Genomic DNA, 13,090 nt, shown 5'->3' on the forward strand with positions numbered 1-13,090 from the left:
CTTCGGCAGCGGCTACAACGAAACGGGGCGCCCCAAGGCGCCCCGTTTGTGTTTCTGCAACCGATCAGAACGCCGGCACGATGGCGCCTTTGTACTTCTCGAGAATGAACTGCTTCACTTCAGGGCTGTGCAGGGCCGCGACCAGCTTCTTCATGGCGTCCGAATCCTTGTCGTCAGGACGGGCCACCAGGATGTTCACGTAAGGCGAATCCTTGCCTTCGATCACCAGGGCGTCCTTGGAAGGATCCAGCTTGGCTTCCAGGGCATAGTTGGTGTTGATCAGCGCCAGGTCGACCTGGGTCAGCACGCGCGGGATGGTGGCGGCTTCCAGTTCACGGAACTTCAGGTCCTTGGGGTTCTCGGTGATGTCCTTGATGGTGGCCAGGATGTTGTTGGAATCCTTGAGCTTGATCAGGCCGGCCTTGTCCAGCAGCAACAGCGCGCGGCCGCCGTTGGTGGCGTCGTTGGGGATCACCACGGTGGCGCCGCCCGGCAGTTCGGAGAGCTGCTTGTACTTGCTGGAATAGGCACCCAGGGGCTCGACGTGAACACCGGCAACGTTCACCAGCTTGGTGCCCTTGGCCTTGTTGAACTCATCCAGGTAGGGCTGGTGCTGGAAGAAGTTGGCGTCCAGGCGCTTTTCGGCGACTTGCACGTTGGGCTGCACGTAGTCGGTGAAGACCTTGACCTTCAGTTCCACGCCTTCCTTGGCCAGGGCCGGTTTGACGAACTCCAGGATCTCGGCGTGGGGCACTGGTGTGGCGGCCACGGTCAGGGTTTCGGCGGCGTGCGCGGAGAACGCGGCAACGGCTGCGAAAGCGACGAGTAGTTTTTTCATCCAACAAGCTCCTTGTAAGTCGCCCGACCCCGGGCGCCTGCCGGCCTGGGCCGGCAATTTTATTTGCGGGAAAAGTGCACCACCAGCTTGTCGCCGACGGTTTGCAGAACCTGGACCAGCACCAGCAGCAACACCACGGTCACCACCATCACATCGGTCTGGAAGCGCTGGTAGCCGAAGCGGATCGCCAGGTCGCCCAGGCCACCGGCCCCCACCACGCCGGCCATGGCGGTGTAGGACACCAGGGTAATGGCAGTCACGGTGATAGCGGCAAAGATGCCCGGGCGGGCTTCCGGGAGCAAGGCATTGGTAATGATCTGCCGGGTGCTGGCACCCATGGACTGGGTGGCCTCGATGATGCCGCGATCCACTTCGCGCAGGGCGGTTTCCACCAGCCGGGCAAAGAACGGCGTGGCGCCGACCACCAGCGGTGGAATGGCCCCGGCAACCCCCAGCGATGTGCCGGTGATCAGTACGGTGAAGGGAATCATCACGATCAGCAGAATGATGAACGGCAGCGAACGCAGGATGTTGACCACCAGCGACAGCAGCGCATACAGCGACTTCTGCTCCAGCAGTTGGCGCGGGCTGCAGAGGAACAGCAGCACGCCCAGTGGCAGGCCCAGCAGTACGGTGAACAGCAGCGAGCCGCCGAGCATCATCAGGGTGTCGCCGGTGGCCAGCCAGATTTCCAGCCAGTCGATGTTGGCGAAGAAGGTATCCATCAGCGCAGCACCTCCATGTGGACATCGGCCGCGGTGAAGCGGGCGAAGGCCGCTTCCATGTCACCGCCGGTGATGGCCAGGGTCAGTTGCCCGTAAGGGGTGTCCTTGATGCGGTCGATGCGTCCGGCGAGGATGCTGTAGTCGACCCCGGTCTCCCGGGCCACGGTGCCCAGCAGCGGCGCGTAGGTGGAATCGCCCTGGAAGGTCAGGCGCACGATGCGCCCCGGTACGTGGGCGAAGTCGTCGCGCTGCTCGTTCTCGTCGATCTGCTCGTCTTCCTGGACGAAGCGCCGGGTGGTCGGGTGCTTGGGGTGCAGGAACACGTCGGCCACCGGGCCCTGTTCGACGATCACGCCGGCGTCCATCACCGCCACCTGGTCACAGACGCGACGGATCACGTCCATCTCGTGGGTGATCAGGACGATGGTCAGGTTCAGCTCGCGGTTGATCTCGGCCAGCAGTTGCAGGACCGAGGCGGTGGTCTGCGGGTCCAGGGCGCTGGTGGCCTCGTCGCACAGCAGGATCTTCGGCTTGGTGGCCAGGGCGCGGGCGATGCCGACGCGCTGCTTCTGGCCGCCGGACAGCTGCGCCGGGTATTTCTTCGCGTGGTCGGCCAGGCCGACCCGGTCCAGCAGCTCGGCCACCCGGCGGTCGATGTCGCTGCGCGACAGCTCGCCGGCCAGGGTCAGGGGCAGGGCGACGTTGTCGGCCACGGTCTTGGACGACAGCAGGTTGAAGTGCTGGAAGATCATGCCGACCTGCTGGCGGAAGCGGCGCAGGCCACTGGCGTCCAGGGCGGTGACGTCTTCGTCGTCGACGACGATGGTGCCGCCACTGGGGTTTTCCAGGCGATTGATCAGGCGCAGCAGAGTACTTTTACCCGCACCGGAGTGGCCGATCAGGCCGAACACCTGGCCATTCTCGACCCGAAGGCTGGTCGGGTGCAGGGCGGGAATATCCTTACCGGCGACCCGGTAGGTTTTATGGACGTTTTGAAACTCGATCACGTAGCGAACCTTGTGGGGCGCGTTAGAAAAGGATCAGCGGTTAGCCGGGCGCGCATTTTAGCCTGTCCGTATAGAGGTTCTTAGCATTTATTTCGCAATCATCCTGCCATTTGGCAATAACGCGATCAAAGGTCATAAAAAAGGAACGCTCGCACCTTCTCGTCAGTCACTAGTTAAGTCACTCGAAAGCCGCCAGGTGCCGTGCCTGGAGGCCTTTGCCCACGAAGCCCCGGCACGCCAGGGATTTCGCCAACGAGGAGTTTTGCCTGATGAGCACGAAGAAGCCCGATACCCCAAAAAGCCAGATGGCCGGGACCGACACCCTGGACCGCGGCAACAGCAACAGCAAGCTCAAGAGCCTGGAGACGTTCCGCTCCGACGCCACCGGGCAGGCCCTGCGGACCAACCAGGGGGTGAAGATCGCCGACAACCAGAACACCCTCAAAGCCGGTGCTCGTGGGCCTTCGCTGCTGGAAGACTTCATCATGCGGGAGAAGATCACCCACTTCGACCATGAGCGGATTCCCGAGCGCATCGTGCATGCCCGAGGGGTGGGAGCCCATGGTTACTTCCAGAGCTATGACAACCATTCGGCATTGACCAAGGCCGGTTTCCTGCGTGATCCGGGGAAGAAAACACCAGTGTTCGTACGCTTTTCCACGGTCCAGGGGCCAAGAGGCTCTGGCGACACCGTGCGTGACGTGCGCGGCTTTGCGGTGAAGTTCTTCACTGACGAAGGCAACTTCGACTTGGTGGGCAACAACATGCCGGTGTTCTTCATTCAGGACGCGATCAAGTTCCCCGATTTCGTACACGCCGTGAAACCCGAACCCCACAACGAAATACCCACCGGCGGCTCGGCCCATGACACCTTCTGGGACTTTGTCTCGCTGCAGCCGGAATCGGCGCACATGGTGATCTGGGCCATGTCCGACCGGGCCATTCCGAAAAGCCTGCGGGCCATGCAGGGCTTTGGCGTGCATACCTTTCGCCTGATCAACGCCCAGGGCCGGTCGAGCTTCGTCAAGTTCCACTGGCGGCCGACGGTGGGTACCTGTTCGCTGGTCTGGGATGAGGCGCAGAAGCTGGCGGGCAAGGACACCGACTTCCATCGCCGCGACCTGTGGGAATCGATCGAAGCCGGGGATTACCCGGAGTGGGAGTTCGGCGTACAGATCATCGCCGAGGAAGACGAGCACAACTTTGATTTCGACATCCTCGACCCGACCAAGCTGATCCCCGAGGAACTGGTGCCGATCACGCCCCTGGGCAAGATGGTGCTGAACCGCAACCCGGACAACTATTTTGCCGAGACCGAGCAGGTCGCCTTCTGCCCGGGGCACATAGTGCCCGGGATCGACTTCTCCAACGACCCGCTGTTGCAAGGACGGCTGTTTTCCTACACCGATACCCAGATCAGCCGCCTGGGTGGGCCGAACTTCCACGAATTGCCGATCAATCGGCCGCTGGCGCCCTTCCACAACAGCCAGCGCGACGCCATGCACCGCATCACCCTGGACAAGGGCCGGGCCTCCTATGAGCCCAATTCCATCGACGGCGGCTGGCCCCGGGAAACCCCACCGGCGGCCGAGGATGGCGGCTTCGAGAGTTACAACGAGCGTATCGATGCGCACAAGATCCGCCAGCGCAGCGAATCGTTCAGCGACCATTTCTCCCAGGCGCGGCTGTTCTACAAGAGCATGAGCAAGCACGAGCAGGAGCACATCATCGCCGCCTACAGCTTTGAGCTGGGCAAGGTGGAACGTGAATGGATCCGCGAACGCCAGGTCAACGAGATTCTGGCCAACATCGACCTGCAACTGGCCGCGCGAGTGGCCGAGAACCTCGGGCTGGCGGCGCCGAAGAAAGCCACGGTGGCGGAGCGCAAGACTTCGCTCTCGCGCTCGCCGGCCCTGAGCCAGGCGAACCTGTTGCCGGGCAATATCAAAACCCGGAAGGTGGCGATTCTGGCGGCCAACGGCGTCGATGGTGCGGCGATCGATGCGCTGAAGAAGGCTCTCAAGGCCGAAGGGGCACACGCCAAGCTACTGGGGCCGACCTCGGCGCCGGTCACCACGGCGGACGGCAAGAGCCTGCCGGTGGATGCGTCCATGGAGGGCTTGCCATCGGTGGCCTTCGATGCGGTGTTCGTGCCCGGAGGTGCGCAGTCGATCAAGGCCTTGAGCGGCAATGGCGTGGCCCTGCATTACTTGCTGGAGGCGTACAAGCACCTCAAGGCGATTGCCCTGCACGGCGATGCCCGGGAGCTGTTGCACAGCCTGCGGCTGGAGGCGGATGAAGGCTTGATCGTGGGGGGCGATGCCAAGGCGCTGAAGGCATTCATTGCCGCCATCGCTCAGCATCGGGTCTGGAGCCGAGAGGAAAAGGCCAAGGCAATCCCGGCCTGAACACACTTTCTCCGACAAGCCTGCTCCGTGTAGGAGCCGGCTTGCCGGCGAAGGCTTTACTGCGCCTTGCGCGGAGTCAGCACCATCTGCGCCGGTACATGGCGCACGATTTGCCGACTGATCTTCTGTTCAAAGTCCGGGTCGAGCTTCTTCACCCGCTTGCCGAGCAGGGTCGACAGCCAGGGGTAATCCTCGGTGCGTGGTACCTGGATGCTCACGTCGCACTGGTAATTCACCACATCGGCGGCCAGGGCATCGAGTTGATGCCGCAGCTTGCGGATATCAGTGACGTTCAAGGCGACGGTGGTGCTCTCGGCGGTCGGATCGATCAGCTTGGCCGCAGGGCGCGCTTCGGCGGCCTTCAGGGCGGCTTCGGCCTTGTCCAGCTCCGCCTTGCGGGCGTGGGCAATGGCATTGTTGACCCCACCGGTCAGCGCCGGAGCCTTGGGCATCAGTGCCCGGGCACGGCTCAGGGCCGTGGCTGCGGCGTTCACATCGCCCTTCTGCAGGACGATCTGGCTGCGCTGCAGATAGGCTTCGGCCAACTGCCGCTGGTACTGCACCAGTTGCGGGTCGTCGGGCGTCTGCGCCTGCAAGGCGCTGAGTTGATCTTCCGCGGTGGCCAGTTCGCTGCTGGCGATGTTTTGTTCCAGCTGCGCGATGGCCGTGGCCCGTGCATCAGGGACCTCGGTGGCCGCTGGTGGCGTGCTTTGGCAGGCTCCCAGTAGCAGGGAAAATGCGACAAGGAGCAGATAACGGGAGGCGAACGGCTTCATTCCTGCGACTCTCTAATTGCGCAAAAAGCGAGCAAGTCTACACCCCTCGACGGGGCAGAACAAAACTCAGCAGAAACAGTGTGGCGGCGGTGACCACGATCGACGGCCCGGCCGGTGTGTCCTTGAACCAGGACAGCGCCAGCCCGCCGCACACCGCGAGCATGCCCAGCAGGCTGGCGCCCAGGGCCATCTGCTCCGGCGAGCGGGCGTGACGCTGTGCCGCAGCGGCCGGGATGATCAGCAGCGAGGTGATCAGCAACACCCCGACAATCTTCATGGCCACGGCAATCACCACGGCGATCAGCAGCATCAGCGCCAGGCGCAGCGAGGCCACAGGCAGGCCTTCGACCCTGGCCAGTTCCTCGTGCACGGTGATCGCCAGCAAGGGGCGCCACAGCGCCACCAGCAGCAACAGCACCGCCGCGCTACCGCCGAGAATCCACGCCAGGTCGCCCGGGCTGATCGCCAGCAGGTCACCGAACAGGTAGGCCATCAGGTCGATTCGCACTTCATGCATGAAGCTTAGTACCACCAGGCCCAGAGACAGGGTGCTGGGTGCAAGAATCCCCAGCAGCGTGTCGGAAGCCAGGGGTTGGCGCTGTTGCAGGGTCACCAGCAGCACCGCCAGCAGCAGGCAGCCGACCGTGACCGCTACCGCCGGGCTGACATCCAGCAGAAAGCCCAGGGCCACGCCGAGCAGCGCGGCGTGGGACAGGGTGTCGCCGAAATAGGCCATGCGCCGCCAGACCACAAAGGACCCCAAGGGGCCGGCAACCACCGCCAGGGCCAGGCCTGCGAGCAGGGCGTAGAGCAGAAAATCAGCCATGCTTGCAGTTTTCTCCATGGACATGGGCGTGGCCCGAAGCGGGCTGGGTGACGACCGAACCATGCAGGTCGTGGGCATGGTCGTGATGGTGGTGGTAGATCGCCAGGCTCGGTGCGTTCTTGCCGAACAGCTCGACGAAGGCCGGGTCGCCGCTGACCTGCTCGGGGTGGCCAGAGCAGCAGACGTGGCGATTGAGGCAGACCACCTGATCGGTGGTGCTCATCACCAGGTGCAGGTCGTGGGAGACCATCAGCACGCCGCAGCCGTGACGGTCGCGCAGGCGGGTAATCAGGCTGTAGAGCTCGGCCTGGCCGGCCACATCGACGCCTTGCACCGGTTCATCGAGCACCAGCAGCTCCGGCTCGCGCAGCAGCGCCCGGGCCAGCAGCACGCGCTGCATCTCGCCACCGGAGATGCTCTGCACCGGGCTGTCGATCACCTGCTCGGCACCTACTTCCTTGAGCGCTGCCAGCGCCCGGGTACGGTCCACTCCCGGCACCAGGCGCAAAAAGCGCAGCACCGACAGCGGCAAGGTCGGGTCCACATGAAGCTTCTGCGGCATGTAGCCCACCCGCAGTTTGGGCTTGCGCCAGACACTGCCGGTGTCGGGCTTGAGCAGGCCGAGCACGGCGCGCACCAGCGTGGTCTTGCCGGCGCCATTGGGGCCGATCAGGGTGACGATCTGGCCGGGTTCGACGCTGAGCTGGATGTTCTCCAGCACGTTCTGCCCGGCAAAGGTCACCCCGACCTGCTCGAGGCGGATCAACGCATTGCTCATCAAGCCCCCTGGCAGCCCGAGCAGAGCCCGACCACTTCGACGGTCTGGCCCTCGACCACGAAGCCGACGTCGCGGGCGCTGCTGATGATGGCGTCGCTGATGGATTTCTGTTCCAGCTCGATGGCGGCGTGGCATTCGCGGCAGATCAGGAACTGGCCCTGGTGCGCGTGCTCGGGGTGGTTGCAGCCGACAAAGGCATTGAGCGAGGCGATGCGGTGCACCAGGCCGTTTTCCAGGAGGAAATCCAGCGCCCGGTAAACCGTTGGCGGGGCGGCGCGACGGCCGTCCTGCTCGCTGAGCACGGCCAGGATGTCGTAGGCCCCCAGGGGCTTGTGGCTTTGCCACACCAGCTCCAGCACCCGCCGGCGCAGGGCGGTCAGGCGCAGGCCTTGCCGTGCGCACAGGGCGTCGGCCTCAGACAGTGCGCTGTGCACGCAGTGAGAGTGGTCGTGTGGACGGCTGGCAAGGGGTGTTTTAGGCATGAGCGGCGACGAGGTTTGTGAGAGACGTTATTATGTTACCCGTTCTCGCCTCCTCGAGTGTCCATCGTGCCCAGACTTTTTCGCCTTTTTGTCGCTTTTACCTTCAGCCTGTTCGCGATCGGCTCGGCCCAGGCCGAAGTGCGGGTGCTGGCCAGCATCAAGCCGCTGCAACTGATTGCCGCCGCCGTGCAGGATGGCGTGGCGGTTCCCGAGGTGCTGCTGCCGCCCGGAGCTTCCCCGCACAACTACGCGCTGCGCCCTTCGGACGTGCGCAAGGTGCAGAGCGTAGACCTGCTGTACTGGATCGGCCCGGACATGGAAGGCTTCCTGCCGCGGGTGCTGAAGGGCCGTAGCCTGCCCTCGGTGGCGGTACAGGACCTGCCGGGCATGAAACTCCGGCACTTTGCCGAAGATAGTCACTCCCACGCTGAAGATGCCGACGAACATGACCATGATCATCGTCCTGGCACCCTGGACGCGCACCTCTGGCTGTCGCCGGTCAATGCCCGGGTGATCGCCACCCGCATGGCCGCTGACCTGAGTGCCGCCGACCCGGCCAATGCCGCCCGCTACCAGAACAACCTGAAGGCGTTCAGCGAGCGTCTGGATGCTATGGATGCCCGCTTGAAAACCCGCCTGGCGGGGATCGCCGGCAAGCCTTACTTCGTGTTCCACGAAGCTTTCGACTACTTCGAGGACGCCTACGGCCTCAAGCACGCCGGGGTGTTCAGCGTGGCAGCGGAAGTCCAGCCGGGGGCCCAGCACGTCGCCGCCATGCGCGCGCGCTTGCAGCAGGTGGGCAAGACCTGTGTGTTCAGCGAGCCGCCCCTGCGCCCGCGCCTGGCGGAAACCCTGGTGGCCGGCCTGCCGGTGAAACTGGCGGAGCTGGATGCGTTGGGCGGTTACACGCCGGCGACCGCTCAAGGCTATGAGCAGGTGCTGGAGAAGTTGGGGAATGATCTGGCGGGCTGCCTGGAGCAGCTTTAAGCGGGGATTGTTGCGCGATGGCTTTCGCGGGCAAGCCCGCTCCTACAGGTTGAGCGCATCTCTGTAGGAGCGGGCTTGCCCGCGAAGCGTTTTACAGGGCGAACGGCAGCGCGATGCTGACCTGTTGCCGCTGCGCCAGGCGCTGCTGGAACTCCATCGGATCGTGAATCAGCACGTCCTGCCCGGCGAAGCTCTCGGCGGCGATCAGCCGCGATAGCCAGAAGCGCACGCAGGCTACCCGCAGCAGGGTCGGCCAGAGTTCGGCCTCTGCCGCAGTGAACGGGCGCAGCGCCGCGTAGGCGCCCAGCAGGGCTCGGGCCCGTTGGCCGTCGAGTACGCCTTCATCGTCGGAGCACCAGTCATTCAGGGCGATCGCCACGTCGTAGAGCATCGGTCCCGAACAGGCGTTGTAGAAGTCGATCAGGCCGGTCAGGTGGGTGCCTTCGAACATGGCGTTGTCGCGAAACAGATCGGCGTGGATGTTGGCCCGGGGCAGGGCGAGGATCTTCACCTTCTGAGCGGCGATTTCATCCAGGGCCCGTTGCAGCAAGTCCTGGGCCGTGGGGGCCAGGTGCGACAGCAGTTGCCTGCCCTCTTCCTGCATCCAGTCCAGGCCGCGATCGGTCTTGCGCTTGATCATGTGGTCCTTGGTGGCCACGTGCAGGTGGCCGAGCAGCTCACCGACCTGGGCGCAGTGCTGGGCGTTGGCCTGCTTGATGTGCTTGCCCGCCAGCCGCGGTTGCAGCAGCGCCGGCTTGCCCGCCAGTTCGCGCAGGGCGACGCCGTCGGTGGTGCGCAGGGCATAGGGCACTGGCAGGTTGGCCTGGTGCAGCACGTCCAGCAGTTCAATGAAGAACGGCATTTCCTGGACCGGGCCACGTTCCACCAGGGTCAGGACGAACTCGCCCTGTTCCAGGCTGATGAAGAAGTTGGTGTTTTCGCTACCAGCGGCGATCCCCTGGAAATCAAGCAGGCGGCCGAGCCCATACGGGGCGAGAAAGGTTTCCAGCTCGGGCCGAGCCAGGGGGGTGAACACAGACATGGTTAAAAACTGCCAGTACGGGCGCTGCTATCCAGCCAGCGCCATTGAGTTGAAGTCAGAGTGGTTTACCACTCAAAGATTTTCCACGAAGGGATCAGCATATCCGGCTGATCCGAACGGATGAAGTTGCCGTCCGAGCCATCGGCACGCACCAGGAAGTAGGGTTTGCCGCCCTTTGGCGTGATCTTGATGGCATACAGGAAGCCATTTTGCCGGTATTCCTGGATGGTCTTGTCGCCTTCCGTGCGAATGGTTACTTCCGGGTCCGCTGATGGCGCATCTTCTGCGGCGATCGCGGCCAATGGAGCGATTGCAATCAAGCCGGTCAGCAGCAAGCGATTTAGTGTGCGCATGATAACCTTGTCCCTTTGTCGTCAACGGTCCCGCTATTCTAGCGCCGGACCCGCCGAAAAGGTTGATCCCGCTCATGAGCCAAGCCCCCCTCGTCCTGGTGGACGGTTCTTCATATCTGTACCGCGCGTTCCACGCGCTGCCACCGCTGACCACCTCCAAAGGCCTGCCTACCGGCGCGGTCAAGGGCGTGTTGAACATGCTCAAGAGCCTGCGCAAGCAGTACCCGGACAGCCCGTTCGCCGTGGTCTTCGATGCCAAGGGCGGGACCTTCCGCGATGACATGTATGCCGAATACAAGGCCAACCGTCCGAGCATGCCCGACGACATGCGGGTGCAGATCGAGCCGTTGCACGCCAGCGTGATCGCCCTGGGTTTCCCCCTGTTGTGCGTGGAAGGGGTCGAGGCCGATGACGTGATCGGCACCCTGGCCCGCAGCAGCGCGGCAGCGGACCGCCCGGTGGTGATTTCCACTGGCGACAAGGACATGGCACAGCTGGTGGACGGGCACATTACCCTGGTCAACACCATGTCCGGTAGCAGCATGGACGTGGAAGGCGTGAAGGAGAAATTCGGCGTCGCTCCCGAGCAGATCATCGATTACCTGGCGCTGATGGGCGACTCTTCCGACAATATTCCCGGGGTGCCGGGCATTGGTCCGAAGACCGCTTCCGGCCTGCTGGTCGGGGTCAATGGCGGGTTGAAGGAGCTGTACGAACAGCTCGATATCGTACCGACCCTGCCGATCCGCGGGGCCAAGACCTTGCCGGCCAAGCTCGAAGAACACAAGGAAATGGCCTTCCTCTCCTATCAGTTGGCGACCATCAAGGTCGACGTGCCGCTGGATGTCGGGCTCGACGACCTGCACCTGGGCGAGCCGGACCGCGAGAAGCTGGTGGAGCTCTACAGCCTGCTGGAGTTCAAGAGCTGGCTCGACGAGTTGCAGCGCGATGCCAAGCGTGTCGAGCTCAGCGGCGCTGAGGCGACACCCGCCGCCGTGCCGCCGCCGCAGGCTGTGGAGCAAGCTCCGCTGGAGCTGCAGTACGAAACCATCCTCGACCAGGAGCGTTTCGATGCCTGGCTGGAGAAGCTCAAGGGCGCCAAGCTGATTGCCTTCGATACCGAAACCACCGGGATCGATGCGCAGCAGGCGCAACTGGTGGGCCTTTCCTTCTCGGTCAAGGCCGGCGAAGCGGCCTATGTTCCCCTGACCCACTCCTACATGGGCGCGCCGGCACAGCTGGATCGCGACAGCGTACTGCTGGCCCTCAAGCCCTTGTTGGAAGATCCCAAGCTGCTCAAGGTCGGCCAGCACGCCAAGTTCGACATGAACATCCTGGCTAACTGCGCCATCGGCGGCGACCAGGCCAATGGCATCACTGTGCGCGGCGTGGCCTTCGATACCATGCTCGAATCCTACGTGCTCAACTCCACCGCCACCCGCCATGACATGGACAGCCTGGCGCAGAAGTACCTGGACCACAGCACTGTGAGTTTCCAGGACATCGCTGGCAAGGGTGCCAAGCAGTTGACCTTCGACCAGATTCCCCTTGAGCAGGCCGGCCCCTACGCCGCGGAAGATGCCGACGTGACCCTGCGCCTGCACCAGGTCCTGTTCGACAAGCTGTCCGCGATACCGAGCCTGGCCAGCGTGCTCACCGATATCGAAATGCCTTTGGTGCCGGTCCTGGCGCGCATCGAGCGCCAGGGAGCACTGGTGGACGACAAGCTCCTGGGAGTGCAGAGCATCGAACTGGGGGACAAGATGGTCGCCCTGGAGCGCGAAGCCTTCGAGATCGCCGGCGAGGAGTTCAACCTGGGCTCGCCCAAGCAGCTGGGCAGCATCCTCTACGACAAGCTCGGCCTGCCGGTGCTGAAAAAGACTGCCAAGGGCCAGCCATCCACGGCTGAAGAGGTGCTGGCCAAGCTGGCGGAAGACGACTATCCGCTGCCTCGGGTGCTGATGCAGTACCGCTCCATGAGCAAGTTGAAAAGCACCTATACCGACCGCCTGCCGGAGCAGATCAACCCGCGTACCGGGCGCATCCATACCTCCTATCATCAGGCGGTAGCGTCCACCGGCCGGCTGTCCTCCAGCGATCCGAACCTGCAGAACATTCCGGTACGTACCGCTGAAGGCCGGCGCATTCGCCAGGCCTTCATCGCGCCGCCAGGCTACAAGCTGCTGGCAGCGGACTATTCGCAGATCGAGTTGCGGATCATGGCGCACCTGTCCCGCGACGAAGGTTTGCTCAACGCCTTCCGCAACAACCTGGACGTGCACACCGCCACGGCGGCCGAGGTGTTCAAGGTCGAGCTCAAGGACGTCACTTCCGATCAGCGCCGCAGCGCCAAGGCCATCAACTTCGGCCTGATCTACGGTATGGGCGCGCAGAAGCTGGGCAAGGACATCGGTGTCGATACCAAGCAGGCCAAGGCCTATATCGACACCTACTTCGCGCGTTACCCGGGGGTTCGCGAGTACATGGACCGCACCCGCGCCCAGGCCGCGGACCAGGGTTATGTCGAGACCATCTTCGGTCGCCGCCTGTACCTGCCGGAGATCAACTCCAACAAGCCACAGGAGCGCGCCGGCGCCGAACGCACCGCGATCAATGCGCCGATGCAGGGCACCGCGGCAGACATCATCAAGAAAGCCATGGTGGCCGTGGACAACTGGCTGGCGTCCTCGGGGCTGGATGCCCGAGTGATTCTCCAGGTGCACGACGAACTGGTGCTGGAAGTGCGCGAGGACCTGGTGGACCAGGTTCGTGAGGAAATTCGCGGGCACATGAGCGGTGCCGCGACCCTGGATGTGCCGCTATTGGTGGAAGTGGGGGTGGGAAATAACTGGGATGAGGCCCATTAAG

12 protein-coding genes are annotated in these 13,090 nt (G+C 63.7%); 3 read left to right on the top strand and 9 right to left on the bottom strand.

Annotated features, from left to right (window positions below):
- Positions 1-64: 64 nt before the first annotated feature.
- Genes AC1RGE_RS24955 through AC1RGE_RS24965 form a run of 3 tightly spaced genes read right to left on the bottom strand, consistent with a single transcriptional unit; the run spans position 65 to position 2,570 of the window.
- Entirely contained in the window at positions 65-838 is a 774-nt protein-coding gene (locus AC1RGE_RS24955; RefSeq protein ID WP_258611335.1) for a MetQ/NlpA family ABC transporter substrate-binding protein, read from the bottom strand.
- A gap of 59 nt (positions 839-897) precedes the next feature.
- Positions 898-1,563: a methionine ABC transporter permease gene (locus AC1RGE_RS24960; RefSeq protein ID WP_011058460.1), complete on the bottom strand. Its 666-nt coding sequence runs from the start codon at positions 1,561-1,563 to the stop codon at positions 898-900.
- A complete protein-coding gene (locus tag AC1RGE_RS24965; RefSeq protein ID WP_011058461.1) occupies positions 1,563-2,570 on the bottom strand; it encodes a methionine ABC transporter ATP-binding protein in 1,008 nt (335 codons plus the stop codon). The genes AC1RGE_RS24960 and AC1RGE_RS24965 overlap by 1 nt, the downstream gene beginning before the upstream one ends.
- Positions 2,571-2,785: 215 nt before the next feature.
- On the opposite strand from AC1RGE_RS24965, the gene katE reads away from it, so the two are divergent.
- On the top strand, positions 2,786-4,978 hold the full coding sequence (katE, locus tag AC1RGE_RS24970) for a catalase HPII (protein ID WP_258538613.1): 2,193 nt from the start codon (positions 2,786-2,788) through the stop codon (positions 4,976-4,978).
- A gap of 56 nt (positions 4,979-5,034) precedes the next feature.
- Here the strand turns inward: katE and AC1RGE_RS24975 are convergent, their stop codons facing one another.
- Genes AC1RGE_RS24975 through zur form a run of 4 tightly spaced genes read right to left on the bottom strand, consistent with a single transcriptional unit; the run spans position 5,035 to position 7,840 of the window.
- A complete protein-coding gene (locus tag AC1RGE_RS24975) occupies positions 5,035-5,754 on the bottom strand; it encodes a PA5502 family lipoprotein (protein WP_041114991.1) in 720 nt (239 codons plus the stop codon).
- A gap of 37 nt (positions 5,755-5,791) precedes the next feature.
- Positions 5,792-6,580 (bottom strand): zinc ABC transporter permease subunit ZnuB, encoded by a 789-nt coding sequence (gene znuB / locus AC1RGE_RS24980; protein WP_011058464.1) that lies wholly within the window; start codon positions 6,578-6,580, stop codon positions 5,792-5,794.
- Positions 6,573-7,358, bottom strand: coding sequence for a zinc ABC transporter ATP-binding protein ZnuC (gene znuC, locus AC1RGE_RS24985; RefSeq protein WP_011058465.1), 786 nt, complete (start codon positions 7,356-7,358; stop codon positions 6,573-6,575). The genes znuB and znuC overlap by 8 nt, the downstream gene beginning before the upstream one ends.
- Complete coding sequence (gene zur, locus AC1RGE_RS24990) at positions 7,358-7,840, bottom strand: zinc uptake transcriptional repressor Zur (RefSeq protein ID WP_011058466.1); 483 nt, start codon at positions 7,838-7,840, stop codon at positions 7,358-7,360. The genes znuC and zur overlap by 1 nt, the downstream gene beginning before the upstream one ends.
- A gap of 66 nt (positions 7,841-7,906) precedes the next feature.
- On the opposite strand from zur, the gene AC1RGE_RS24995 reads away from it, so the two are divergent.
- On the top strand, positions 7,907-8,827 hold the full coding sequence (locus tag AC1RGE_RS24995; RefSeq protein WP_204378529.1) for a zinc ABC transporter substrate-binding protein: 921 nt from the start codon (positions 7,907-7,909) through the stop codon (positions 8,825-8,827).
- Between the two features lie 91 nt (positions 8,828-8,918).
- On the opposite strand, the gene AC1RGE_RS25000 is transcribed toward AC1RGE_RS24995, so the two are convergent.
- Both AC1RGE_RS25000 and AC1RGE_RS25005 read right to left on the bottom strand, forming a co-directional pair.
- Positions 8,919-9,869 carry a homoserine kinase gene (locus AC1RGE_RS25000; protein ID WP_011058468.1) on the bottom strand — a complete coding sequence of 317 codons (951 nt, stop codon included), beginning with the start codon at positions 9,867-9,869 and terminating at the stop codon, positions 8,919-8,921.
- Positions 9,870-9,934: 65 nt separating this feature from the next.
- Positions 9,935-10,222: a DUF2782 domain-containing protein gene (locus tag AC1RGE_RS25005; RefSeq protein ID WP_011058469.1), complete on the bottom strand. Its 288-nt coding sequence runs from the start codon at positions 10,220-10,222 to the stop codon at positions 9,935-9,937.
- Between the two features lie 74 nt (positions 10,223-10,296).
- On the opposite strand from AC1RGE_RS25005, the gene polA reads away from it, so the two are divergent.
- Positions 10,297-13,089 carry a DNA polymerase I gene (gene polA, locus AC1RGE_RS25010; protein ID WP_072443327.1) on the top strand — a complete coding sequence of 931 codons (2,793 nt, stop codon included), beginning with the start codon at positions 10,297-10,299 and terminating at the stop codon, positions 13,087-13,089.
- Position 13,090 lies beyond the last annotated feature (1 nt).

The organism is Pseudomonas sp. GW823-FHT02C05 (genome assembly GCF_058797595.1).

Bases quoted from the DNA above. Each gene is read 5' to 3' on its own strand.
- znuC (WP_011058465.1), bottom strand. From the start codon at position 7,358: ATGAGCAATGCGTTGATCCGCCTCGAGCAGGTCGGGGTGACCTTTGCC.
- znuB (WP_011058464.1), bottom strand. From the start codon at position 6,580: ATGGCTGATTTTCTGCTCTACGCCCTGCTCGCAGGCCTGGCCCTGGCG.
- AC1RGE_RS25000 (WP_011058468.1), bottom strand. From the start codon at position 9,869: ATGTCTGTGTTCACCCCCCTGGCTCGGCCCGAGCTGGAAACCTTTCTC.
- polA (WP_072443327.1), top strand. From the start codon at position 10,297: ATGAGCCAAGCCCCCCTCGTCCTGGTGGACGGTTCTTCATATCTGTAC.
- zur (WP_011058466.1), bottom strand. From the start codon at position 7,840: ATGCCTAAAACACCCCTTGCCAGCCGTCCACACGACCACTCTCACTGC.
- AC1RGE_RS25005 (WP_011058469.1), bottom strand. From the start codon at position 10,222: ATGCGCACACTAAATCGCTTGCTGCTGACCGGCTTGATTGCAATCGCT.
- AC1RGE_RS24975 (WP_041114991.1), bottom strand. From the start codon at position 5,754: ATGAAGCCGTTCGCCTCCCGTTATCTGCTCCTTGTCGCATTTTCCCTG.
- AC1RGE_RS24960 (WP_011058460.1), bottom strand. From the start codon at position 1,563: ATGGATACCTTCTTCGCCAACATCGACTGGCTGGAAATCTGGCTGGCC.
- AC1RGE_RS24955 (WP_258611335.1), bottom strand. From the start codon at position 838: ATGAAAAAACTACTCGTCGCTTTCGCAGCCGTTGCCGCGTTCTCCGCG.